At 68.2% G+C, this 22,105-nt stretch carries 23 protein-coding genes; 9 read left to right on the top strand and 14 right to left on the bottom strand.

The features are described from left to right. The first annotated feature begins 81 nt into the window (after positions 1 to 81). Positions 82 to 552 (top strand): DUF4442 domain-containing protein, encoded by a 471-nt coding sequence (locus ABTV68_RS06745; protein WP_433676842.1) that lies wholly within the window; start codon positions 82 to 84, stop codon positions 550 to 552. A 69-nt stretch (positions 553 to 621) separates the two neighbouring features. Here ABTV68_RS06745 and hisS read toward each other — a convergent pair whose 3' ends face one another. Together hisS and ABTV68_RS06735 are read right to left on the bottom strand one after the other, a co-directional pair. Continuing rightward, complete coding sequence (hisS, locus tag ABTV68_RS06740; protein WP_433677565.1) at positions 622 to 1,866, bottom strand: histidine--tRNA ligase; 1,245 nt, start codon at positions 1,864 to 1,866, stop codon at positions 622 to 624. Positions 1,867 to 1,947: 81 nt separating this feature from the next. Then, positions 1,948 to 2,700 (bottom strand): SDR family NAD(P)-dependent oxidoreductase, encoded by a 753-nt coding sequence (locus tag ABTV68_RS06735; RefSeq protein WP_433676841.1) that lies wholly within the window; start codon positions 2,698 to 2,700, stop codon positions 1,948 to 1,950. Between the two features lie 142 nt (positions 2,701 to 2,842). Here ABTV68_RS06735 and ABTV68_RS06730 point away from each other — a divergent pair, with 142 nt between their 5' ends. Then, positions 2,843 to 3,346, top strand: coding sequence for a glycine cleavage system protein R (locus ABTV68_RS06730; protein ID WP_433676840.1), 504 nt, complete (start codon positions 2,843 to 2,845; stop codon positions 3,344 to 3,346). Positions 3,347 to 3,445: 99 nt separating this feature from the next. Here the strand turns inward: ABTV68_RS06730 and ABTV68_RS06725 are convergent, their stop codons facing one another. Further along, entirely contained in the window at positions 3,446 to 4,876 is a 1,431-nt protein-coding gene (locus ABTV68_RS06725) for a hypothetical protein (RefSeq protein WP_433676839.1), read from the bottom strand. A gap of 255 nt (positions 4,877 to 5,131) precedes the next feature. On the opposite strand from ABTV68_RS06725, the gene ABTV68_RS06720 reads away from it, so the two are divergent. The 4 genes from ABTV68_RS06720 (at position 5,132) to ABTV68_RS06705 (ending at position 7,634) form a co-directional block, all read left to right on the top strand. Next, entirely contained in the window at positions 5,132 to 5,581 is a 450-nt protein-coding gene (locus ABTV68_RS06720; RefSeq protein ID WP_433676838.1) for a thioredoxin family protein, read from the top strand. Positions 5,582 to 5,676: 95 nt separating this feature from the next. Further along, positions 5,677 to 6,240: a DUF4395 domain-containing protein gene (locus ABTV68_RS06715; protein ID WP_433676837.1), complete on the top strand. Its 564-nt coding sequence runs from the start codon at positions 5,677 to 5,679 to the stop codon at positions 6,238 to 6,240. Positions 6,241 to 6,304: 64 nt separating this feature from the next. Next, positions 6,305 to 6,730 carry an OsmC family peroxiredoxin gene (locus ABTV68_RS06710; RefSeq protein WP_433676836.1) on the top strand — a complete coding sequence of 142 codons (426 nt, stop codon included), beginning with the start codon at positions 6,305 to 6,307 and terminating at the stop codon, positions 6,728 to 6,730. Beyond that, complete coding sequence (locus tag ABTV68_RS06705) at positions 6,723 to 7,634, top strand: TIGR01777 family oxidoreductase (protein ID WP_433676835.1); 912 nt, start codon at positions 6,723 to 6,725, stop codon at positions 7,632 to 7,634. The genes ABTV68_RS06710 and ABTV68_RS06705 overlap by 8 nt, the downstream gene beginning before the upstream one ends. A gap of 39 nt (positions 7,635 to 7,673) precedes the next feature. On the opposite strand, the gene ABTV68_RS06700 is transcribed toward ABTV68_RS06705, so the two are convergent. Next, positions 7,674 to 8,399: an MBL fold metallo-hydrolase gene (locus ABTV68_RS06700; RefSeq protein ID WP_433676834.1), complete on the bottom strand. Its 726-nt coding sequence runs from the start codon at positions 8,397 to 8,399 to the stop codon at positions 7,674 to 7,676. Between the two features lie 62 nt (positions 8,400 to 8,461). Between ABTV68_RS06700 and ABTV68_RS06695 the strand changes: the two genes are divergently transcribed. Beyond that, positions 8,462 to 9,037 (top strand): TetR/AcrR family transcriptional regulator, encoded by a 576-nt coding sequence (locus ABTV68_RS06695; RefSeq protein ID WP_433676833.1) that lies wholly within the window; start codon positions 8,462 to 8,464, stop codon positions 9,035 to 9,037. 124 nt (positions 9,038 to 9,161) lie between these two features. On the opposite strand, the gene ABTV68_RS06690 is transcribed toward ABTV68_RS06695, so the two are convergent. From ABTV68_RS06690 to ABTV68_RS06665, 6 genes are all read right to left on the bottom strand, one after another. Continuing rightward, complete coding sequence (locus tag ABTV68_RS06690; protein ID WP_433676832.1) at positions 9,162 to 9,623, bottom strand: hypothetical protein; 462 nt, start codon at positions 9,621 to 9,623, stop codon at positions 9,162 to 9,164. Continuing rightward, complete coding sequence (gene dapB, locus ABTV68_RS06685) at positions 9,620 to 10,378, bottom strand: 4-hydroxy-tetrahydrodipicolinate reductase (RefSeq protein ID WP_433676831.1); 759 nt, start codon at positions 10,376 to 10,378, stop codon at positions 9,620 to 9,622. The genes ABTV68_RS06690 and dapB overlap by 4 nt, the downstream gene beginning before the upstream one ends. A gap of 80 nt (positions 10,379 to 10,458) precedes the next feature. Next, the gene (locus tag ABTV68_RS06680; RefSeq protein ID WP_433676830.1) at positions 10,459 to 11,061 is read right to left on the bottom strand and encodes a histidine phosphatase family protein; all 603 of its coding nucleotides are present in this window, start codon (positions 11,059 to 11,061) and stop codon (positions 10,459 to 10,461) included. Between the two features lie 144 nt (positions 11,062 to 11,205). Further along, positions 11,206 to 12,219: an aldo/keto reductase gene (locus ABTV68_RS06675; RefSeq protein ID WP_433676829.1), complete on the bottom strand. Its 1,014-nt coding sequence runs from the start codon at positions 12,217 to 12,219 to the stop codon at positions 11,206 to 11,208. Between the two features lie 211 nt (positions 12,220 to 12,430). Continuing rightward, positions 12,431 to 14,698 carry a polyribonucleotide nucleotidyltransferase gene (locus ABTV68_RS06670; RefSeq protein ID WP_433676828.1) on the bottom strand — a complete coding sequence of 756 codons (2,268 nt, stop codon included), beginning with the start codon at positions 14,696 to 14,698 and terminating at the stop codon, positions 12,431 to 12,433. Positions 14,699 to 15,071: 373 nt separating this feature from the next. Beyond that, positions 15,072 to 15,446, bottom strand: a complete 375-nt coding sequence (locus ABTV68_RS06665; protein ID WP_433676827.1) for a glyoxalase superfamily protein — start codon at positions 15,444 to 15,446, stop codon at positions 15,072 to 15,074. Between the two features lie 133 nt (positions 15,447 to 15,579). On the opposite strand from ABTV68_RS06665, the gene ABTV68_RS06660 reads away from it, so the two are divergent. After that, positions 15,580 to 15,753, top strand: a complete 174-nt coding sequence (locus tag ABTV68_RS06660) for a DUF5302 domain-containing protein (protein ID WP_231089564.1) — start codon at positions 15,580 to 15,582, stop codon at positions 15,751 to 15,753. 59 nt (positions 15,754 to 15,812) lie between these two features. Here the strand turns inward: ABTV68_RS06660 and ABTV68_RS06655 are convergent, their stop codons facing one another. After that, positions 15,813 to 17,762: a GDSL-type esterase/lipase family protein gene (locus ABTV68_RS06655; protein ID WP_433676825.1), complete on the bottom strand. Its 1,950-nt coding sequence runs from the start codon at positions 17,760 to 17,762 to the stop codon at positions 15,813 to 15,815. Positions 17,763 to 17,958: 196 nt separating this feature from the next. Here ABTV68_RS06655 and ABTV68_RS06650 point away from each other — a divergent pair, with 196 nt between their 5' ends. After that, positions 17,959 to 18,585 carry a DedA family protein gene (locus tag ABTV68_RS06650; RefSeq protein WP_433676824.1) on the top strand — a complete coding sequence of 209 codons (627 nt, stop codon included), beginning with the start codon at positions 17,959 to 17,961 and terminating at the stop codon, positions 18,583 to 18,585. Between the two features lie 54 nt (positions 18,586 to 18,639). On the opposite strand, the gene ABTV68_RS06645 is transcribed toward ABTV68_RS06650, so the two are convergent. The 3 genes from ABTV68_RS06645 to efeB all read right to left on the bottom strand — a co-directional run bounded on the left by ABTV68_RS06645 (position 18,640) and on the right by efeB (position 22,065). Beyond that, positions 18,640 to 19,284: a CE1759 family FMN reductase gene (locus tag ABTV68_RS06645; protein ID WP_433676823.1), complete on the bottom strand. Its 645-nt coding sequence runs from the start codon at positions 19,282 to 19,284 to the stop codon at positions 18,640 to 18,642. 16 nt (positions 19,285 to 19,300) lie between these two features. Then, the gene (locus ABTV68_RS06640; protein ID WP_433677564.1) at positions 19,301 to 20,509 is read right to left on the bottom strand and encodes an LLM class flavin-dependent oxidoreductase; all 1,209 of its coding nucleotides are present in this window, start codon (positions 20,507 to 20,509) and stop codon (positions 19,301 to 19,303) included. A gap of 224 nt (positions 20,510 to 20,733) precedes the next feature. After that, the gene (gene efeB, locus ABTV68_RS06635; RefSeq protein ID WP_433676822.1) at positions 20,734 to 22,065 is read right to left on the bottom strand and encodes an iron uptake transporter deferrochelatase/peroxidase subunit; all 1,332 of its coding nucleotides are present in this window, start codon (positions 22,063 to 22,065) and stop codon (positions 20,734 to 20,736) included. Positions 22,066 to 22,105: the final 40 nt, after the last annotated feature.

The following is a 22,105-nucleotide window of genomic DNA, read 5'->3' as shown; positions in this document are numbered from 1 at the left end:
AAACTCCTCGACCGCCCGCGGAATTTGGTGACTTCCTCCAAGCGATTCGCTTCGCGACCAGTCCTCGTCCACACTCGCCTGGTGCGTATCACTCCCCGTCGCCTCGCTTGGGGCATGAGTCTCTGGCTTCCGAATCTGTGCAGCGGCATCCGCGTCCGAAGCTTCAGCTCGGATTGGACCGTCGCGGTCGTCGAACTCCACGTGAACCTGCTGACCCGCAACTACGTGAAGACGGCCTTCGGCGGATCGATGTCGGCGATGACCGACCCGTACTTCTTCATGCTGGTGATGCACCAGCTGGGGCGGGACTACGTGGTGTGGGACACGCGCGGCGAGATCGAGTTCGTGAATCCGGGCCGCGGCGTCCTCACCGCTCGATTCGAGGTGCCCCGCGAGCGCGCCGACGACATCCGCCGCCGTGCCGAGGGCGGCGCGAAGGTGCTCGAATGGTTCGACACGGTGATCACCGACCGGTCCGGCGACGTCGTCGCCCGTGTCCGGCGCGAGGTCTACATCCGCGAGAAGCGCCGCGTCACCGACTCCCGCGCGTGACACGAGCGCATCAGGGATTGCTGAGCGAGCGCCAGCGAGACGAAGTGTGCACAGGCCCGACGTATCGGTTCAGCCGAGAGGCTTGATCTCCAGCCCATCGCGACCGACGCCCGCGGAGACCGTCGCGAAGGACGTGTATCCATCGGCCGCGGCACGCTCCAGCAGCGCCTTGAGGTTCTTCGTGCGCTGCTCCAGCCGCACACGGGTGCCCTCGCCCACCAGGGCGGTCTTGAGCGCCACAAGCTCGGCGACCGGAACATCCTTGTCGTGCACCAGCACCACGGCGGGCGCGACGTCCGAGGCGTCCTGCTCGAGAAGGTCCACGATGCGCTCGAAGCCGATGGAGAAACCGACCGCCGGCACATCCTGACCCAGGAAGCGACCGATCATCCCGTCGTAGCGACCGCCGCCACCCAGGGAATAGCCGACGCTCGGGTGCGCGAGCTCGAAGATCGTGCCCGTGTAGTACCCCATGCCGCGCACCAGGAACGGATCGAACTCGAAGGGCACGCTGTCGCGTCCCGCACGCACGGCCTCGGCGATGGCGAGCAGGTTCTCCACGCCTTCGGCACCGACGCCGTCCGGAAGCACCGCACGGATGGCGTCGCCGGAGAACTCGGTTGCGGGGGTGAGTGCTGCGAGGTACGCCTCAAACCCGTCCACGGCCGCGGGTGTCACGCCCCGGTCACGCAGCTCGGCCGCCACCCCGGCCGGCCCCACCTTGTCGAGCTTGTCGATCGTGATGAGCACGCCGGGACGCTCCTCTGCGGCGAAACCGAAGTGGTCCAGCAGGCTGTCGAGGATCCGGCGGTCGTTGATCCGCACAGACACGCCGGGCAGGCCCAGCGCGTCGATCGCGTCCAGCGTTGCCGTGATGAGCTCCGCTTCGGCGCGGAACGTGGCGTCACCGATGACGTCGATGTCGCTCTGCACGAACTGGCGGTAGCGCCCCTTCTGCGGACGCTCGGCGCGCCACACCGGCGCCATCTGCAGTGAGCGGAACACCGTGGGAAGCTCTGCGCGGTGCGTCGCGTAGAACCGCGCGAGCGGAACCGTCAGGTCGTATCGCAGGCCGAGATCGCTGAGCGCGGCCTGGTCGTCCGCGGCTGCGCGGACAGCATCCGCGTCCAGGCCGCGCTTGAGGATGTTGAAGGCGAGCTTCTCGTTGTCTCCGCCGATGCCCGCGTGCAGGCGCGCGTGATCCTCCATCACCGGGGTCTCGATCTCGTCGAAACCGTGCGCGCGATAGCGGTCGCGGATCACGGCGAGCACGCGCTCGCGACGGGTCTTCTCGGACGGGAGGAAATCGCGCATACCGCGCGGCGGGTTCACAGCTGCCACTCCCCCATCTTTCCAGATCGGGAACGGCACCCGTGTCCCGCTGAGCTCCGCGAGTCAGCGCCCGCGTGAGCCGATGCGCGCGAGCACCGAGTCCGGAACCACCTTCGTCAGGGCCGTCAGCGCGCGATATCGCCGCGACGGCACGGACACCGACCGACCTCGCGCCAGATCGTGAAGCGACTCCCGAACGACACGCTGTGGGCTCAGCCACATCCATCCGGCGACGCCCTCCTCGCCGGGCGGAAGGCCGAGCCGCTCGTGGAAGTTCGTGTGGGTGTAGCCCGGGCACACCGCGGTCACGGTGACGCCCGGATAGTACCCGTTCCCCCAACGGCTGAAGCTCAGCAGCCATGCTTTCGCCGCCCCGTAGGTCGAGCGCGGGATGAAGGCCGCCACGGACGCCACGTTGAGGATTCGTCCACCGCGCTCGCGCATCACGGGCAGCACCGCGTGCATCAGGCGCATCGAGACCTCGACGTGAAGGCGGAGGTGATCCACTTCGCGCTCGATGTCCACGTCGGCGAAAGACAACGGCAGACCGAAGCCCGCATTGTTGATGAGGATGTCCACCGGGCGAGAGCGATCACGCAGCCGCTCCTCGACGCGCGCGCGGTGACGCGGCTTGAGGAGATCCGCGACGATGACCTCCACGTCACTGCCGCGAGCGCGCAGCTCATCGGCGAGCTCTCCGAGAGCCTCCTTGTCGCGAGCGACGAGCACGAGGTCGCCTCCGGCGGCGGAGAGCTGACGGGCGTACTCGGCTCCGAGTCCGGAACTGGCTCCGGTGATCACGGCGGTCTTGCTCATCGGTCTCTCCCTGCGTCGTCCGGTGGGGCGCATGTGCGGTTGCGCTGTCAACACGATCATGCACCCGTCGCGAGACGCGCCGTTTCTCCACGCGCCCGCCCTGCTCTCCCGTCCAGCGAGCACGGCACGTATGATCGCCGACATGACGACTCTCGTGCTCACGGTCATCGGTGACGATCGCTCCGGTCTGGTCAGCTCTCTCTCGGAGGTGATCGCGGCGCACGACGGCAATTGGACGACGTCGCGGATGAGTGAACTGGCGGGCAAGTTCGCCGGCATCGTGCTCGTGGAGGTCGACCCCTCGCGTGTCGATGAGCTCACCCGCGCGCTGGAGCCGCTCTCCGGGCTGTTGGAGATCACCGCTCAGCCCGGCCGCGAGGATGCCGCCCCCACCGGTGAGCGACTGCAGATCGACCTCGTCGGCGATGACCACCCGGGCATCGTGCATCAGGTGACGGATGCGATCCACCGCGGCGGCGGCAGCATCGAAACCCTGACCACCGGTGTCACCGAAGCGCCGATGGCGGGAGGCCTCCTGTTCACCGCGAACGCGACGGTGCGCATCGACGGCGACGAGAGCGCACTGCGGACCGCCCTCGAGGATCTCGCTCAGGACCTCATGGTGGAGTTCAGTTTCGGCCGCTGACGTTCACACGTCCTGCTCCGCCAGCAACGTCTCACATAGGACGTCGGGGTGGAGTTCACCGTCGGCCGCTGACGTGACCACGCCCGTTGTGCTCACGCTTCACTCTGCCGGAGGCGTCACAGCCGGGTGGAACCAGTAGGTGTCGTCGGCCGCGGTGAGGGTTCCCGCCGTGTTCACGACAACCGCGCCGTACTCGTTGACCGCCAGCCATTCCCACGCGAACTCGTCCGCGATGCGATCGCCGGACTGCGGGTCGAGGATCACGCCCTCGTCCGCCGAGTCGACCCCGTACACCAGGCCCTGCGCCAGGACGACGCCGCGCAGAGATCCATAGCCGGAGACGCGCCGTGTCCACTCGGTGCTCAAGGTCACCGGGTCGAGGGAGCGGAAGCCCGATTGAGCGTCGTAGAGGCGCCCGCCCTGACTGAGGGGGAGCTCCACCGTGCTCGCCGCCGCGCCGAGGTCTTCACCGGTACGCGGATCGATCATCCGTGTCGTGGCTCGCGTCGTCGCATAGGAGACAGTGGTCAGCGCGGTTTCATCGCCGACCGGGAACGCCCAGGCATCGGTGGCCGCCTCGTCTTCGCCCACGCGATTCCAGAGAATCTTGCCGGTGACCCGATCCAGACCGCCCACCTGGGGATACGGTTCACCTGCCAGACCGGACAGCCGCATGATGATGACGTCACCGGCCTCGCCCGCGAACTTCCCGTCCGCCGACCACCGCGTCACACCGTCCTCGTCGACCGACCAGGTCCAGTCCACGCCTCCGCCGCGCGGCGCCAAACCGATCATCAGGGAGCCGTCGGAGAGCTGGTCGAGGGTCACTCGCTGATCCAGAACCGACGCACCCGATGCGGTCGGGACAGCGGTTGTGACCGTTCGCCGTTCGCCCGTCACGGCGTTGTATCCGATGAGCACGACACCCGGATCGTCGACGGCGGACGAGTTGGTCGGCTCCGCAGTCGGCTCAGTGAGTGCGGGGGTGGCGTCGCTGCCCGGAACGGCAACGGGGATGGCGTGCGCCTCGTCGCCCTCGGTCGTCTGGGCTGCCGACACCGAGGTCGTCGCCATCGCGATCCAGACCGTCGTGCCGTCGGCCGTGACGATCGGCTTCGTGGGTGCCGCGGACGACTCGCCACGGAGGTTCGACAGGTCGTCCTGCCACAGTGTCCGCCCCGATTCCACATCGACCCGTGTCACCGCCGCACCGGTGACGAACAGGTTGGTCCCCGCCAGGGTGACCGGCGCATCGGCGATGGTGCCGCGGGTGTTGGGGGTGAACCCGCTCGGCAGGAGCAATACCGAACCCGTCTCGGCGAACGCCACCGGGGGCTGGAATGCCGCAAGCGTGGGCGATGGCAGACTGGTGGGCTGCGGCTCCGGGGTGGGGGTGGGCGTGTCCGATGCCGAGCTGCTCGGCGTTGCCTCCGTGGTGCTGTCACTCGCGGTGCACGCCGTATTCGTCAGCAGAAAAGCCCCCGCAACCGCGACGGCGATCAGACGGGAGGATCGGTGCCGGTTCGCCATCATCCCATCGTGCCATCGTCGCCCGAAAACTCTCGGAGCGCCTCAACAGCCGTGCATCGATCGTGACCAACCAGACCCTCCATCACAGCCGAACAGCCCACCGGCGCACCCGAGGCACCAGTCGAATCGGCACGCAGGCGCGCACCCGCCGCACCTACGAAAGAACCCCGCGCTCGTAACACAGTCCTCTCGGGCTTTGTGACCGCGGATTGCGTAAACGACCTTCGCCACCTCCCCCGGGCCTACCGTGGAATCATGTCCCCGCTCATCGCGTTCCTCATCCTGGTCGGTCTGGTGGCCATCGTCACCGTGATCGGTCTCTGGGGCCGTGCGCGTTCCGCGGCACCGCGTGCCGCGCGGGCGGATGCGATAGCGGACGAGATCGTTCCCTCAGACGCCCGCGGCGAGGCGGCCACGCTCGTCCAGTTCAGCACGAAGTTCTGCGGTTCCTGCCCGGGCGTGGCGCGGACGCTGAGCGCGCTCGCCGACGATGGGACAGGTGTTGTGCACGTCGAGGTCGACATCACCGACCGCCCCGACGTCGCGGCGCAGTTGCACATCCTGCAGACACCGACCGTGCTGCTGTTGGACCGGGACGGCGTGCCGGTGTCACGTCTCAGCGGCGCCGCTCCCCGATCGTCGTACGTCAAGGAGCTCACCCGGCTGCTGGACTCGTCTCCGCCGTCACGCTCGCTACCTGCCTGATCCGCAGCCCCAGCAGGATCGTCGTCTGTTCCCAGGTCAGTTCCCGTCCCGTCCCTCTCCCGCATCTTGGCCTCGCCCAAAGAATCGAGAGCACCATGTCCGCACCCACCCCACGCCCCATCGATCCGCGGGGCCCGCGCTTCGCGGCCTCGATCACCGCGGTACTGCTCGCCGTCGCCGTCGTGCTCGCTCTTCTCGGAATCTCGACGCAGCGTGGCACCGCCGGCTGGTTCGCGGTGCAGCCGGCCGCCGGAGCGACGTTCTCGCCCAACGTCTGGGTGATCACGGAGGTGCCGGTCCTCACTCGTCTGCTCGATCCGGGGGCGCTGCTCCTGATCGTGATCGCCGCGCTCTTCCTCTGGGGTGTCGTGTCGCCCGCGACCGCGCCCTGGGGTCAGCTGTACCGCCGCGTCGTCGCGCCGCGCCTCGCCCCGCCCACGGACCTCGAGGATCCGCGCCCGCCGCGGTTCGCACAGGGAGTCGGCCTTTTCGTGGTGACAGCCGGACTCCTGCTGCACCTGTCGGGTGTTCCGTGGGCGCTTCCGATCGCGGCAGCCGCGGCTTTCGCCGCCGCGTTCCTGAACGCGGTGTTCGGCGTCTGCCTCGGCTGCATGCTGTATCTCGCGCTGGCTCGCCTGCGCCAGCCGCGCACGGCCTGACCGTCGCGCCCTGCGCGTACGGACACTAGGCTGGCGTTCGAAACACCCACCGGGAGGAGACACCATGTCCGTCACGAGCGAAGCGACCACTGTCTGGAGCGGATCTCTCACCGAGGGGTCGGGAACCGTCACCTTCGACAGCTCGCGCATCGGCAGCTTCGATGTGAACTGGAAGGCCCGCAGCGAGGGTTCCAGCAGCACCACCACGCCGGAGGAGCTGATCGCCGCCGCGCACGCGTCGTGCTTCGCCATGGCGCTCTCGCACGCGCTGTCCGGCAACGGCACCCCGCCCGAGAAGCTCAATGTGACGGCGTCCGTCACCTTCCAGCCCGGCACCGGCATCACAGGCAGCCACCTCAACCTGAACGCATCGGTTCCGGGGCTCTCCGAGGCCGACTTCCAGCGTCTGGCGGCTGAGGCGAAGGCCGGCTGCCCGGTCTCGCAGGCGCTGTCCGGCATCGACATCACCCTGGAAGCCACGCTTGGCTGACCAGTCGTTGGGCCCGGGCGACCGGGTCGTCGTCGCGGGCGCGTCCGGTCTGATCGGGCGCGCCCTCGTCGCATCGCTGCGGGAGACGGGAACTGCGGTGACGCAGCTGGTGCGTCGCGAGCCCGCCACCCCCGATGAGACCCGCTGGGATCCTGCCGGACCGCTCGATCCCGCTGTGCTCGACGGCGCCCGCGCTGTCGTGGGGCTCAACGGCGCCTCGATCGGTCGATTGCCGTGGACGCGCCGCTACCGCTCCGAGCTGCTGTGGTCCCGCGTCACGCCGACGCGCACGCTGGCGGACGCGCTGCGCAGACTCGACGATCCCCCGCTGTTCGTGTCGGCGTCGGCGTCGGGTTACTACGGCAGCCGGCCGGGACGACGCATCGACGAAGGACAGACGCGCGGTGAGGGCTTTCTGGCCGATGTGTGCGCCGAGTGGGAGGCGGCAGCGGATCACGCGGGGCAGCGCGTGGCACACGCGCGGCTATCCCCCGTGATTCACCCGGACGGAGTGCTGAAGCCGCTCATGATCCTGGCGCGCTTCGGCGTCGCGGGGCCGCTCGGCTCCGGGCGGCAGAGCTGGCCGTGGGCGTCACTGGATGACACGGTTGCGGCACTTCGCCACATCATCGAGCACGACCTCACCGGTCCCGTGAATGTGGTGGGGCCGGAGCGCGCGTCGGAGAACGACATCGGGTTCGCGATCGCACGCGAGCTGAATCGCCCGTATCTGATCCCCGCTCCCGCGTTCGCGTTGCGTCTCGCGCTCGGAGCGGCGGCCGAGGATCTGCTTCTCGTGGACGCGGATATCGCGCCCGGTGTTCTCACGGACAGCGGGTTCGAGTGGCGGCATCGGACCGCGGAGTCTGCGGTCCGGGATGCGCTCACGCCAGCGAACGACTGACACCTCGACGCGCTGACGCCGACGCGGCTGGGGCACCCATCAGCGCGTCCCCGCGCTGCGCGATGCCTCGATCTCTGCCAGGAGTCGCGGAACTCCGTTCGACCACACGGGACCGTGCCCGGGCAGAACATACTGAACTTCGAGCTCGCCCAGGCGGTCAAGTGACTGGCGAGCTCTCCGCTCGTCCTCCGAGAACGGCGCGTCCTGCGGGCCCACGCGCCCCGTCAGCACGTGGCGTGTGGTGAGCGCATCGCCGACGAACACGGCGTCGAAGTCCTCGCTCACCCAGCACAGACTTCCCGGAGTGTGCCCCGGCACCGCGACGGCCCGCGGGCGGCCGGGCACCGCGAGAGCCTCTCCGTCCGCCACCGCCGTCACCGCGGCGATGGGCAGGGAACGCCCATCGTGAGTGAGGCCGGTCCACACGAATCGAAGTGTCGGCAGGAGCTTCGGCCGGGGCATCCGCGTCTTCGGCGCCTGTTCGTTTCCGGTCGCACGGGCCACGTCCTCAGCTGAGGTGTACACGGTCGCCCCGCTAGCAGCGCGAACCGCCTCCGCGAAACCGACGTGGTCCGCGTCTGCGTGGGTGAGCAGGATCGCTCGGATGTCGTCCTCGGTCCGTCCGATCATGGCGAGCTCGCGGCGAAGCTCACGACGATACCCGGGGAGGGCGGCGTCGACGACCGTCACTCCCGTGTCATCAACCATGAGATAGGCGGCGATGACGTCGTCGCCGACGCGATGCAGTCCAGGTGCGATCTCCATGAAAGCTACGATACGTAGCTTTCATGGCTACTGTCAATAGCTATACTGATCGCGGAGGAATCATGCCCGCACCGACGAAGGTCCGCAGCGACGAGCTGATCGCCGCAGGCAGCGCACAGTTGGAAGAGGGCGGTCTGCCATCACTCACCATGGCCGCTGTCGCCGCCCGTCTCGGGGTTCGCGCCCCGTCGCTGTACAAGCACGTTCGTGATCGCGACGGCCTCGTGGCGCTGGTGCGCTCTCAGGCCTTCAGCGAGTTGAGCGCGGTGCTCCTCACCGTCCGGGAGAGCGACCCCCGGCAACGCATCGCCGGATTCGCCGATGCGACCCGAGCGTTCGCGGATCAACGCCCGCACACCTACGATCTGATCTTCCGTCCCCTGTCCGATCCCGCATCCGCCGGCGCCGTGCCCCACCCCGCCACGGCGTCCACCGCCGCTCCCCTGCTGAGCGCATGTGCGGAGCTGGCCGGCGACGATGATGCGCTGAACGCCGCTCGGACCGTGACGTCCTGGTTGTTCGGCTTCATCAGCCGTGCGCGAGCCGACGGGTTCGCCCTCGGAGGCGATCTCGAAGCCGCCTACCGCTACGGACGCGAGCGCGTGATCGACGCGATCACACGTCCTGAACTCCGCTGAACAGCTCTCCACTCCCCGCGAGCGACGACCCACAGCTCACCAACACGCCGCGATCACACGTCCCGAGCGTCCCTGAACAGTTCACCGAAGCCAGAACCCCGCGACTCAGCCATACAGCCTGCGTTCAGCGGGCTCGGTGTTCCCGTCGCTGTCGACGCTCCAGCGCGATCGACTGCCGCACGGCCTGCCGGGCCCGGCGCCGGTCACCAGCGGCGTCGTAGACGAGACCCATGCGGTACCACGCGCGCCAGTCTTCGGGCGCCGCCTCCACCGCGGCCCGGTACTTCGGGAACAGCGCATCCCCCTCGTCGCGGTGCACCCTTCCCGAGACGTAGGTGGCAACCTCTTCCTCCGGCAGCGCCCCCTCCGCCTCGAGCTGGCGTCCCAGGCGCTGCGCGCTGACGCCGAACATCAGTTCACGGCTGATCCCCCACGCCGCGAGGACGGGGAAGAACAACATCGCCACACCCATGGCCACGGCGATCGGTTCGCCAGACATCATCCACAGCCAGGCCCGTTGCCCCGCCAGGATGAAGTACAGCACCAGGGCGATCGTCATGACGATCACGCCGATGCGTGCGCTCATTCGGTCGCCTCCGCGGCCGCCGGGGCGGAGATCCCGAGGTCGATGAACGAATCCAGCCCCACGATGATGCCGCGGGCCGACACGGCGGCGCGGGCGGCGATGCGGATGCCGGGAGCGTATGCCGACGCCGAATCCACGGTGTCGTGGGTGATCGTCAGGCTCTCGCCGGGGCCGGACAGCACTACGTCCTGGCGGGCGATCACGCCGGGGCGACGCAGTGAGTGGATCGGAATGCCGGCCACCTGCTCGCCACGCGCCTGCTGATCCACGTGCGGAGCGTCCACGGGGAGCGTCCGGGCGGCCTGGATGAGCTCAGCCGTGCGCACGGCGGTGCCACTTGGCGAGTCGATCTTGGTGTCACGGTGCGATTCGATGATCTCGATGGAGTCGAAGAAGCGTCCGGCAACGGTTGCGATCGCCGTGCCGAGCACGGAGCCGAGCGAGAAGTTCGGGATGACGACGACGCCGATCCCGGAGGCCTCCACGCGCGGGCGGATCTCCGCGAGGCGCGACTCGGACCACCCTGACGTGGCCACCAGCACGTTCACGCCGGCGTCGGTGGCACGCCGGACCACCTCGGCGCTCACCTCGGGAGTCGTCGCGTCAACAACGAGATCGACGTCAGCGATGACGCCGAGATCGTCCTTCGAGCCGAGGGAGTGGACGATGTCGAAGTCGGGAAGGTCGGCGAGGACTCCGCCGATCACGGTGCCGAGCTTTCCGGATGCCCCCACCAGGGCGACGCGCGTGGCCATGCCTCAATCCTAGGCGGGTGCTCTCGCGGGCCTGGCCAACCGCGTCATCATCCGACGCGGGCTCCGTGAGTGGTACGAGATCAGACGAGAGCGTTTTCCGGAAGACCGGTGCGCAGCTCGAACGGCAGGTGCGCCAGGTCATTGTGCGACACCAGTGTCCACGGCCGTCCGGGCTTCTGCGCGAGCACCGTGAGGCCGCAGTTCGCCTGGTTGAGGGTCATCCAGCGCCACTCGGGAGCACCCAGCACCTCACGAACGAACCAGGCGATCACGAAGTTGTGGGTGATCAGCAGCTCGTGGACGTCGCCGGGTTTGCGCACCAGGAACTCTCCCACGGCGTCCGACATCTGCGCGTGCCCGGCCTCGGTCTCCGCATCCGTGATGGACCCGAAGAAGGACTCGTAGGACGCGGGGGTGTCCTCCGTCATACCAGTGGGTACACAGTCGAACAGGAGCGCGTTCGGCTGCGGATCGATTGCGGGCATCCGGTCGGCGATCACGCGAGCGGTCTCGGCCGCGCGGACCAGCGGCGAGTGCGAGACCGCGTCGAAGGGGACGCCCGACAGCCGCTCGGCGATCAACTCGGCCTGGCGACGACCACGCGCGGAGAGGGGGCCATCATCGAGGCCGTACTCCGCGTCTTGCTGTTCGCCGTGCCGCACCATGTAAATCCAGTGGGTCACAGTCAGAGCTCGCTTCGTTGTCAGGCAGGTTCCCCTCCACCCTAACCGATGCCCCTCCCGCGCGGTGGGGCCTTGCGGACAGGTGTGAACATGTGCCCGGCGCCGGCGACAACGCTCGGGTGCCGAGTCCCACCGGTCCGTGGGTCAGGCGACGGCGCGGGCGATATCGGCGAGGTGCCCGCGCCCCAGGGATACACCGACACTCTGCACCAGCTCGTCGACGTGAGCGGGCGCGTACGCGTTCACGATCGGCGCGACTATGCCGCGCTGCGCTCGCAACCAGGCGAGGGCGACGGCCGCGTCGGCAACACCGAGTTCGGCGCCGATCGCGTCGAGGACACGAAGCAGTTTCGTGCCGCGACGATTCAGGTTGCTGAGCAGCTGCATCCCGCGTGTGCCCTGCAGGCGAGACCGAGAACGGTGCACACCGGAGAGGAATCCATGCTCCAACGCGTGAGACGGCGTGACAGCGAGCCCCTGGGCGCCCACGATCAGTCGGACATCACCCTCATAGTCGCCGCGACGCAACGCGTTGTAGGCGACATCGAGCACGTGGATGCGGGGGTATCCCGCTGAGACGAGGATCCGCGCTTCCACCAGGCGCTCCGGCGAGAACGCATACGCACCGATGGAGCGCACCTTACCCGTCTCCACCAGCCACTCGGAGGTGGCGAGGACGTCCTCCAGGTTGGCGCGGGAATCCGTGCCGTCGAGGTACATGACGTCCAGGTGATCCACGCCCAGGCGGGTGAGCGAGGCTTCGACCGCCCGCACCAGGTTGACCGAGCCGAGACCGGGGTTGTCCGGGTGGGATCCGATCCGCACCGTGACGGCCATCTCGTCGCGGCAGCCGCGAGCGGCCAGCCATTGGCCGATGATGTACTCGCTGCGACCGCTCGCGAAGCCATCCGCGGTGTGCAGAGCGTTGCCGCCGAGGGCGCGATAGCGATCAAGAACCTCGAACGCGTGTTCGCGATCGATGGTCCAGCCGAACTCGGCACCACCGAGCATGAGGGGAAATACGGTGAGTCCCGATTCACCGAGTGGCACCCGCACGGCGGCACCGACCCCCGGGGCCTGGACGTCGATGAGGCGCGAGGGGTGAGGCGTGCCGGCAACGGAGTCCTGCGGCACGGCGCCGACCGCTGACGCGTCCATCGTTCCCCCAATCTCGAGGATCCGAATATGTTCCCCGTTCCCCTCCCGGAGGGGCTGGCCCGCGCGCACGCAGGGCCGTGTTGTTGCTAGAGTACGGGCTTCCCTCCCGCTCACCGCGGCATTCTGGGCCTTCCCGATGACATTTCCGTAACGGTCCGGCGAACGCCGACGGCCCGCCCCGCAGCGCGGGACGGGCCGTCGATCGAACCGATCAGGCCTCGGCGGGAGCCTCAGCCGGCTCGGCGGCCTCTTCGAGGACCGGCTCCAGCGACAGCTTGCCGCGGTCGTCGATCTTGGTGATGCGCACCAGAATCTTCTGGCCGACCGACAGCACCGAGCCGAGCTCCTCGACGCGCTTGTTGCCGTTGAGCTTGCGGACCTCGCTGATGTGCAGCAGGCCGTCCTTGCCGGGCAGCAGGGAGACGAAGGCACCCAGGCCGTCGCGCAGGTTCACGACGGTGCCGAGGAACTGCTCGCCGACCTCCGGGTTGGTGGGGTTGGCGATCGCGTTGACCTGCGCACGTGCGGCCTCGGCGGACGGGCCGTCGACGGCGCCGATGTAGACGGTGCCGTCCTCCTCGATGGAGATCTGCGCGCCGGTCTCGTCCTGGATCGCGTTGATCGTCTTGCCCTTCGGGCCGATGAGTTCACCGATCTTGTCGACCGGGATCTGCACCGAGATCACGCGCGGAGCGGTGGGCGCCATCTCGTCCGGACCGTCGATCGCGGCGTTCAGCACACCGAGGATCGTGGTGCGGGCGTCGTGCGCCTGCTGCAGCGCAGCCGACAGCACCGACGACGGGATGCCGTCGAGCTTGGTGTCGAGCTGGATGGCGGTGATGAACTCGCTGGTGCCTGCGACCTTGAAGTCCATGTCGCCGAGCGCGTCCTCGGCACCGAGGATGTCGGTGAGGGCGGCGTAGCGGGTCTCGCCATCGACGGTGTCGGACACGAGGCCCATGGCGATACCGGCGACGGGAGCGCGCAGCGGCACACCCGCGTTCAGCAGCGACAGGGTGGACGCGCAGACGGAGCCCATCGACGTCGAACCGTTGGAGCCGAGTGCCTCCGACACCTGACGGATGGCGTAGGGGAACTCCTCGCGGCTGGGCAGCACGGGAACGAGCGCGCGCTCGGCCAGGAAGCCGTGACCGATCTCGCGACGCTTCGGGCTGCCGACGCGGCCGGTCTCACCGGTCGAGTAGGGCGGGAAGTTGTAGTGGTGCATGTAGCGCTTGCTGGTCGTGGGCGACAGCGAGTCGATCTGCTGCTCCATCTTCAGCATGTTCAGCGTGGTGACGCCCAGGATCTGGGTCTCGCCGCGCTGGAAGATGGCGGAGCCGTGCACGCGCGGGATCACCTGGACCTCGGCATCCAGCGGACGGATGTCCGCCAGGCCACGGCCGTCCATGCGCACACCCTTGGTGAGGATGCGGCCGCGGACGATGGCCTTGGTGACCGACTTGTAGGCCGCGGAGACCTCGCCGAGTGCGGAGGCGGGCAGGGTGCCCGCCTCGACAGCGGCTGCGACCTCGGCCTTGACGCGGTCCTTGACCTCGTCGTCGGCGCTCTGGCGCTCCTGCTTGTCGGCGATGACGTAGACCTTCTCGAGATCCGCGTAGGCGCTGTTCGAGACGAAGTCGTAGGTCTCCTGCGCGTACGGCAGGAACACCGGGTAGACGCCCGGCTCCTTCGACGCGTGCTGAGCCATGTCGGCCTGCGCCTCGACGAGCTGCTTGATGAACGGCTTCGCCGCCTCCAGGCCGCCCGCGACGATCTCCTCGCTGGGCTTCACGGCGCCGCCGCGGATGTGGTCCCAGCTGTTCTCCGTGGCCTCGGCCTCCACCATCATGATGGCGACGTCCTCGGTGCCGTCGGCGTTCTTCACGACGCGTCCCGCGACCATGAGGTCGAACACGGCCTCGGCGACCTGCTCGACGTTCGGGAACGCGACCCACTGGTCCTCGTGCTGGCCGTAACCGGGGATGAGCGCGAGGCGCACACCGGCGATCGGACCGGAGAACGGCAGACCAGAGATCTGCGTCGACGCCGACGCGGCGTTGATCGCGAGCGCGTCGTAGTACTCGCCCGGAGCGATCGACAGCACGGTGACGACGATCTGCACCTCGTTGCGGAGACCATCGACGAACGACGGACGCAGCGGGCGGTCGATCAGGCGGCACACCAGGATCGCCTCGGTGGAGGGGCGACCCTCGCGGCGGAAGAACGAGCCGGGGATCTTGCCGGCAGCGTACGAACGCTCCTCGACATCCACGGTCAGCGGGAAGAAGTCGAAGCCGTCGCGCGGCTGCTTGCTCGCGCTGGTGGCCGACAGAAGCATGGTCTCGTCGTCGAGGTACGCGGCAACGGCACCCTGTGCCTGCTGCGCCAGACGACCCGTCTCGAAGCGGATCGTGCGCGTGCCGAAGCGTCCGTTGTCGAGAACGGCCTCGGCTGCGGTGATTTCAGGACCTTCCAAGAGGTCTCTCCTTCTTTGTTTTGACTCGTCCATCCGTGTGACGGGCGAGTTTCCTCGAAGGAGCAGAGCAGGCAGATATGGGCGCGCGGGAAGATCTCGCTCACCTGCGCTGGCCACCAGGAGAAGATCACCCGTGTTCACCGCGGGGAATCCACTTCAGGGGACCAGCTTCCTGCCGAGCCTGCTCCAGTCTGTGTTCAGTTATCCAGTGGCACATGGGTGCCACCGACGCGATCCTATCAGGCATGCCCGAATGCACGACGCAGGTCGGGCGTGCCGCGCACGCCGGCGGGCCGACGACACTCGTGTGGCTGGTGAGAACGGGACGCGGACGACGAGTCCCGCTCTCACCAGCACGCGGTGAGGGATGCCGTCAGGACCAGGACGGGAGCTGCTGGAAGGTCCAGGTGTTGCCGTCGGGATCCTTCACGGTGACGAATCGTCCCCACGCCTGCTCGTCGACGCCGTCCGCCTCGACGCCCTTCTCTCGCATCTCGGCGAGGAAGGCGTCCGCATCCGGAATGACCGCCATGATGGCGTCCAGCCTGCCGGGCGCGATCGTGTGCCCGAGTCCCGTACCGATCGCGATGGAGCAGGCGGATCCGGGAGGCGTCAGCTGCACGAAACGCAGGTCGTCGTTGACGCGCTGGTCGTGATCGGGATTGAAACCGAGCTTGTCGACGTAGAACTCCTTCGCGCGATCCACGTCCGTGACCGGAACGAAAATGACCTCGATCTTGATGTCCATCTCTTCCTCCTTGCCGGCATCGTCACCAGCGCAGAACCCATCATGCTCCGGACCTCCGACATTCGGCAGGCCCCCGCGGCCCGCCGACACTCCGCTCCTACACATCGCCCGCTCTGCGCCATAGACTGGCGCCATGTCCGAGCAGAATGCACCCGAGGATGACCTGAAGCGGAAGTTCCGCGAGGCCCTCGAGAAGAAGAACGCGCACAGCCGCACGGGCGAGTCGCACCTGGACGGCAAGGGTGCCGTGGGCCAGGCCCACGGTGCTGCTGGCCACAAGCGCGAGTTCCGTCGCAAGTCCGGCTGAGTTCGCTCAGCCACTGAAAGGAGAGCGTCGTCCGGAGTCATCCGGACGACGCTCTCCTTTCACACCCCCTGATGACGGCGAGAGTCCGTTCCTCGAGCGCCGATCAGCACGTACTCCTCGTGCTTCGGGCCCAGCCCATCCCCGGCCGATCGCCCGCGCAGACGACGCCACAGCCAGGGCAGCGCGTGTCGGCGCCACCATTCCCTCCGCGGGAGCTGGTTCACCACCGCGTGGAATGTCTCATCCAGCCCGGCCAGTTCGTCGGCGTGCGCGACGCCGAGAAGCGATGCCGCTCGATAGGCCAGCAGACGGTGCCCTGCCGGCGACAGGTGCACGAGGTCATCGGCCCAGTACTCGCGTCGTCCCAGTTCCGGGATGAGATCCGTGTCCAGCAGCAGCGCTCCGGTACGTGCGGCGACGCCCGCGAGCGCGGTCGCGAAGGCGGCGAAGGCACGGACGAACGGACGTGATTCCGGCCGCGACGGAAGGAACGGCGTCACCAGCAGCACGTCCGCACCATCCGCGCGCAACCGGAGCACAGCTTCTTCCACACGAGCCGCAAGAGCGGTGATGTCGGGCCGCAGTTTCACCAGATCGTTCGAGCCGATCAAGATGGTCACCAGTTCCGGTCGCAGCCGGCGCGCATGGACCAGCTGGCGACCGGCCACATCGTCGACGCGACGGGAGCGCACCGCGAGGTTGGCGTAGGACATCGTTCCCGCTCCGGCAAGCAGCAGGGCCAGCCGGTCCGCCCAGCCCCGCAATGCGCCGTCGGGTCCCGGATCGCACAGCCCCTCGGTGAGGGAGTCGCCGAGCGCGACGACTCTTCGCCACTGCTGCGGCGTGCTGGGCTCCACCGGTTCGGCCCGCACCGTGCGGCGAACGCGAGCGGCGGAATCGACGGCGGCGAGCTCCACCGCCTCTCGCAAGTGCACGAGCAACTGGTCACAGACCGACGCCCACGTGCGTTCGCCTACGGCCTCGGCTCCCGCCGCGCCGAAGGCGCGACGCTTGCGGGCATCGCCCACGAGATCGCTCACGCGCGACCGGAGATCGGCAAGATCTCCCGGGCGATACAGCCAGCCGTCGATGCTGGAGCGCACCAGATCGACCGGACCGCCGCGCCCGACTGCCACGACCGGGACCCCGCTGGCGTGCGCTTCCTGCAGCGTCTGTCCGAAGGTCTCGCTCTCCCCCGGGTGGACGAAGACGTCGAACGAGGCCACGGCTTCGGCGAGCTCCGCCCCGTCGAGATGGCCGAGGAAGACCGCGTCAGGCATCCGCTTCTGCAGTGCTGCTCGCTCCGGGCCGTCGCCCACGATCACGAGGCGGGCGCCAGGCAGATCACACAGCACCGCCAGGTCCTGCACCTGCTTCTCCGTGGCGAGCCGGCCGACGTAGCCGACGATCACCGCGTCGCCGGCGACGTGCTCCCGCCACGCATCCGATCGATGTTCGGGTGAGAAGCGCGCGGTGTCCACGCCGCGCCCCCAACGCCGAAGGCGGTCGATTCCGAGGTCAATGAGCTGTTCCTCGGAGGCCCGGGAGGGGACGAGAGTCAGCGTGGCGCGCCGGTGCAGTCTCGCGACGTGCTGTGCGGCAGCGGCGGTCGTGACCCCCACGCCGTACCGGCCGGCGTAGGCGATGACGTCGGTCTGATATGCGGCCACCACGGGGATGCCCCGCCGCCGCGCTGCCGTCACCGCGCGAGAGCCGAGCGCGAACGGCGAAGCAAGATGAATCACGTCTGGTTCGAACCGGTCGAGGATGCGTTCGATCACTCCCGCGCCGATCGCCGCGACGCGGACATCGGCGTACCCCGGCAGCGGCACACTCGCGACGCCGACGACGGGAGCACCATGCAGATCGTCGGGCATCCCGACGGCCGCCGGGGCGATGATCAGGGCCTGGTGCCCCTGGCGTTGCAGGTGGGCGGTGATCTCCATGACGGAGCGGGTCACGCCATTCATGTGCGGGAGGAAGGACTCGGCGACGATCGCGACTCTCACGCGACGAGGGTGACGCATACATGCCCCGTTGAAGGCCGGATCCGCGTAATCTCACACACTGTTCACCCGCCCGCCCACCACAGGTCACTCGGCCGTTCTCGCGCCACACGCGCACCCCGTCGGACACCGGATCCGCGTGATCTCACACACTGTTCATCGAGTCTCCACCTGGGCGTCGGCAGCGCGATTCCTCGCGATGAGACCCTCAAACGTGCCGCAGATCCTCGACCTGCTCGGTGGCCCCTGGGGCCTGTCTCTGATGGTGCTCCTCGTGTTCGCCGATGCGTTCCTCGTCGTGATCCCCGGCGAGATCGCGGTGACCGCCCTGGGCGCGGTCTCGGCCGTGAGCGGGACACCACCGCTGTGGGCGATCATCGGGTGCGCCGCAGCAGCCGCGTTCGCGGGTGACGCATCCTGTTTCTGGGTCGGGCGCACGATCGGGAGCTCGAATCGACGGTGGATGAGGCATCACCGGATCCGCGCTGCGCTGGAGTGGGCCCGTGTCCGACTTCAGGCAGGGACCGCTACGGTCGTGTTCACAGCGCGATTCGTTCCGTTCGCACGACTTGCCGTGAACATCACGGCTGGCGCAACCGGAGTTCGCGCGCTGCGGTTCTTCCCCGTGGTCGCCGTCGCTGCCGCGGCGTGGGGTGCCTATCAGGCGGTGGTGGGCGCCGTGGTGGCGCGGCTCATTCCGGGCGAGCCGCTGATCGCCGTGATCGTGTCAATCGCCGTGGCTCTCGCGCTGGGCGCGATCGCTGATCTCGCCGTCACGCTGGTGAACCGACGGCGCGATCGAGCCCGAGGGAACGCCGAACCCTGAGTCGCCAAACACGAATGCCGCCGGTGGGAGCCGACGGCATTCGTGTTGCGAGGATCACTCCCCCGCGAGGCCTCCGAGGAGGTGTCCGAAGCTCTTGCCCTCGCCCAGGTAGTTGGCCGGGTCGAACGGGTCGAGATCGGTGACGGGCTCGCGTGCGGCGATCGCCTCGGCGAGCTCCCGCGCCCCCTTCTCCACCCGCTTCGACAGCGGAGCAACCTCATCGGCGTTGGCACCCCAGTCGCTGGAGGCGGCGAAGACACCCGACGAGATCGTGTCCGCATGCAGGTACGCGAACAGCGGTCGCACCGCGTAGTCGATCGCGAGCGAGTGACGCGCGGTACCGGCGTTCGCGCCGATCCACACCGGCTTGCCGGACAGGGAGTCGGGATCGAGCACATCGATCCACGACTTGAACAGTCCCGAGTAGCTGGTGGAGAACACCGGCGTCACCACGATGAGCGCATCAGCGGCAACGACCTTCTCGATCATCGACTCCAGCTCCTTCTGCGCGAAGCCGGTCAGCATGTTGTCAATGATCTGGTGCGCGTAATCGCGCAACTCGAAGATCTCGACGGTGGCGGTGATGCTCCGCTCGGCAAGCTGCGCGACGGCGGCTGCCGCCATCCGGTCGGCCAGCATCCGAGTCGAGGAGGGGTTGGACAGCCCCGCCGCGACCACGACGATTCGACGGTCGGTCATGATCTGATCTCCCTGCTCACTTCACGGCCGCGGCGCCGAAGGCAGCGCCGGGCTTGGCCGCGTTGACCGCGTCGGTGTCCTGGTAGGGCGAGCCGACGGTGAGGTTGTCGCCGCGGTTGGGGTTGGGAATGGCCTCGCGAGGCGCGTTGTCGCCGTACTTGGCGAAACGACGGGCCGCGTGGGTGGGGGCATCCGGCGTCGTGGCCGGGCGGTTCACCTGGAGCTCCTTGCGCAGCACCGGGACGACCTCCTCGGCCAGCAGGTCGATCTGCTCGAGAACGATCTTCAGCGGCAGGCCCGCGTGGTCCACGAGGAACAGCTGGCGCTGGTAGTCGCCGAAGAGATCGCGCATCCCGGCGTAGCGGTCGATGACCTCCTGCGGCGATCCCACGGTCAGCGGGGTCATGCGCGTGAAGTCCTCCATCGACGGACCGTGGCCGTACACGGGCGCGTTGTCGAAGTAGGGACGGAACTCGTTCTTGGCGTCCTGCGAGTTCTTGCGGATGAAGGCCTGGCCGCCGAGGCCGACGATCGCGGTCTCCGGGGCACCGTGACCGTAGTGCTCCCAGCGCTGGCGGTAGAGGCTGATCAGGCGCTGGTAGTGCTCGGCGGGCCAGAAGATGTTGTTGGCGAAGAAGCCGTCGCCGTAGTACGCGGCCTGCTCGGCGATCTCCGGCGTGCGGATGGAGCCGTGCCAGACGAACGGCGGCACGAAGTCCAACGGACGCGGCGTCGAGGTGAAGCCCTGCAGCGGGGTGCGGAACTTCCCCTCCCAGTCGACGACGTCCTTGGTCCACAGCTCGTGCAGCAGCGCGTAGTTCTCAATGGCCAGCGGCAGTCCCTGGCGGATGTCCTGGCCGAACCACGGGTAGACAGGGCCCGTGTTGCCTCGGCCCATCATGAGGTCCATGCGGCCACCCGACAGGTGCTGCAGCATCGCATACTCCTCCGCGATGCGCACCGGGTCGTTCGTGGTGATCAGCGTGGTGGAGGTGGAGACGATCAGACGCTCGGTCTGTGCGGCGATCGCGGCCAGCAGCGTGGTCGGCGACGAGGAGAAGAACGGCGGGTTGTGGTGCTCGCCGATGGCGAAGACGTCGAGCCCTGCCTCGTCGGCGTGCTTGGCGATGGTCACCGCGGCCTGGATGCGCTCACCCTCGGACGGCGTACGTCCGGTGATCGGGTCCTGGGTGATGTCTGACACCGACATCAGGCCGAACTGCATACCCGGCCAGGCTCCCGGGGTCTGGGTTGCCTGAGTCGTGCTCTCGTTCACGATCGCTCCTCGATTTTCCATGCGTGTGAATACATCGACTGTAACGCATGTCCATGAGAAGTATTCCCAATGACTTCAGCGAGCACGAGAACACAGCGGATTCACCACATGGGCCCGCCGTAACGCATGCCATCGAGAAGTACTCCCGATGATCTCGCGAGTCAGAACATCTCCTAGGCGAACAGCGCCGATCCGACGTAGGAGCCCTCCGACGCACCCGCTGGCACGGCCCACAAGCCCGAGCCGACGTGACGGATGTACTCCGACATCGCGTCCCTCGCAAGCGCACGCTGCAGCGTGATGAAGTGCTCGGGCGTGCGCTGATAGGAGAGGAAGAACAGCCCCGCACTGAGCTTTCCGAGCGCGTCGTTGCCGTCCACGTAGTTGTACCCGCGGCGCAGGATGCGAATACCGTCGTTGAATGTCGGGTGGGCAAGGCGGACGTGACTGACGGGGTCGATCAGCGGTGCGCCGGAGGCATCGGCCGCGTCGAAGTCCGGCTCCGCCGTCTCTGCTCCACCCGGCGAGGAGAGCGGGGCGCCGATCGCCTTGTCGCGACCGATGATGCGGTTCTGCTCTGCGAGGCGCACGCGATCCCACGTCTCGATCGTCATCGCGATCTTGCGGGCGACCAGGTACGAACCCCCGGCCATCCACGGCTGGTCATCGTCACCGGCCCAGACATGCTGGTCGAGAGCGGCGGAATCGGTGGCGAGGATGTTGGCGGTGCCGTCCTTGAACCCGAACAGGTTGCGTGGCGTGGACTGGTCGGAGGTCGTCTTGGAGGTACGACCGAATCCGAGCTGCGACCATCGAATCGTCGCGCGGCCGAACGCGATCCGGCTGAGGTTGCGAATCGCGTGCACGGCCACCTGCGGGTCATCGGCGCAGGCCTGGATGCAGAGGTCACCATCGCTCAGCTGCGGCACCAGCTCATCGTTCAGGAAGGCGGGCAGGCGCTCGAGCGATGCCGGTCGGCGGTCGGCGATCCCGTAGCGGTCGACGCCGTCCCGCTCGAACAGACCGGGTCCGAACCCGAACGTGATCGTGAGGTTGCTGGCCGGGAGACCCAGCGCCTCCCCCGTGTCGTCGGGCGGCGCTTCCGGAGAGCCTCCGACCGCGCCCGTGGCGGACACGTCGAGTCCCTGCGTCATGCGCGAAGCCGCATAGGTCCAGTCGGTCAGCAGCTCGATGAGGTCGTCGCGGGACGTGCGAGCCATCATGTCGAACGCCGCGAAGTGCATGTGATCCTGCACGGGCGTGGCGATGCCCGCCTGGTGCGGCCCGAAGAACGGGTGGACATCGCCCGCAGCGCGTGCACCGCCGGACGCCACCGAGGTGGCCACCGCGGCACCGGCCCCGGCGCCCACGACAAGGCCCGCGGCACCGGCGGCAAGTCCGAGCAGAGCTCGGCGGGACAGCCCGCGCTGAGCCGATGTCGAGGGCACCGAATCGCCCGACACCGGCGCGGCGTCGGGCGATTCAGCAGACGGGATGTTCGTCACATCACTCCAGATTTGTTGTACATGACAGTGAAAGAGACAC

The sequence above is a fragment of the Microbacterium gorillae genome, from assembly GCF_050990725.1.
GTDB lineage: Bacteria > Actinomycetota > Actinomycetes > Actinomycetales > Microbacteriaceae > Microbacterium > Microbacterium gorillae_A.
This window is presented reverse-complemented; position numbering and strand designations above follow the sequence as displayed.

What these genes read in the sequence shown, in the direction of transcription:
- ABTV68_RS06725 (WP_433676839.1), bottom strand. Translation starts at nt 4,876, where the DNA reads ATGGCGAACCGGCACCGATCCTCCCGTCTGATCGCCGTCGCGGTTGCG.
- ABTV68_RS06650 (WP_433676824.1), top strand. Translation starts at nt 17,959, where the DNA reads ATGAGACCCTCAAACGTGCCGCAGATCCTCGACCTGCTCGGTGGCCCC.
- ABTV68_RS06690 (WP_433676832.1), bottom strand. Translation starts at nt 9,623, where the DNA reads ATGAGCGCACGCATCGGCGTGATCGTCATGACGATCGCCCTGGTGCTG.
- ABTV68_RS06645 (WP_433676823.1), bottom strand. Translation starts at nt 19,284, where the DNA reads ATGACCGACCGTCGAATCGTCGTGGTCGCGGCGGGGCTGTCCAACCCC.
- ABTV68_RS06735 (WP_433676841.1), bottom strand. Translation starts at nt 2,700, where the DNA reads ATGAGCAAGACCGCCGTGATCACCGGAGCCAGTTCCGGACTCGGAGCC.
- ABTV68_RS06730 (WP_433676840.1), top strand. Translation starts at nt 2,843, where the DNA reads ATGACGACTCTCGTGCTCACGGTCATCGGTGACGATCGCTCCGGTCTG.
- ABTV68_RS06665 (WP_433676827.1), bottom strand. Translation starts at nt 15,446, where the DNA reads ATGGACATCAAGATCGAGGTCATTTTCGTTCCGGTCACGGACGTGGAT.
- ABTV68_RS06675 (WP_433676829.1), bottom strand. Translation starts at nt 12,219, where the DNA reads ATGGACGCGTCAGCGGTCGGCGCCGTGCCGCAGGACTCCGTTGCCGGC.
- ABTV68_RS06660 (WP_231089564.1), top strand. Translation starts at nt 15,580, where the DNA reads ATGTCCGAGCAGAATGCACCCGAGGATGACCTGAAGCGGAAGTTCCGC.
- ABTV68_RS06715 (WP_433676837.1), top strand. Translation starts at nt 5,677, where the DNA reads ATGTCCGCACCCACCCCACGCCCCATCGATCCGCGGGGCCCGCGCTTC.
- ABTV68_RS06695 (WP_433676833.1), top strand. Translation starts at nt 8,462, where the DNA reads ATGCCCGCACCGACGAAGGTCCGCAGCGACGAGCTGATCGCCGCAGGC.
- dapB (WP_433676831.1), bottom strand. Translation starts at nt 10,378, where the DNA reads ATGGCCACGCGCGTCGCCCTGGTGGGGGCATCCGGAAAGCTCGGCACC.
- ABTV68_RS06640 (WP_433677564.1), bottom strand. Translation starts at nt 20,509, where the DNA reads ATGCAGTTCGGCCTGATGTCGGTGTCAGACATCACCCAGGACCCGATC.
- ABTV68_RS06710 (WP_433676836.1), top strand. Translation starts at nt 6,305, where the DNA reads ATGTCCGTCACGAGCGAAGCGACCACTGTCTGGAGCGGATCTCTCACC.
- ABTV68_RS06720 (WP_433676838.1), top strand. Translation starts at nt 5,132, where the DNA reads ATGTCCCCGCTCATCGCGTTCCTCATCCTGGTCGGTCTGGTGGCCATC.
- hisS (WP_433677565.1), bottom strand. Translation starts at nt 1,866, where the DNA reads ATGCGCGATTTCCTCCCGTCCGAGAAGACCCGTCGCGAGCGCGTGCTC.
- ABTV68_RS06700 (WP_433676834.1), bottom strand. Translation starts at nt 8,399, where the DNA reads ATGGAGATCGCACCTGGACTGCATCGCGTCGGCGACGACGTCATCGCC.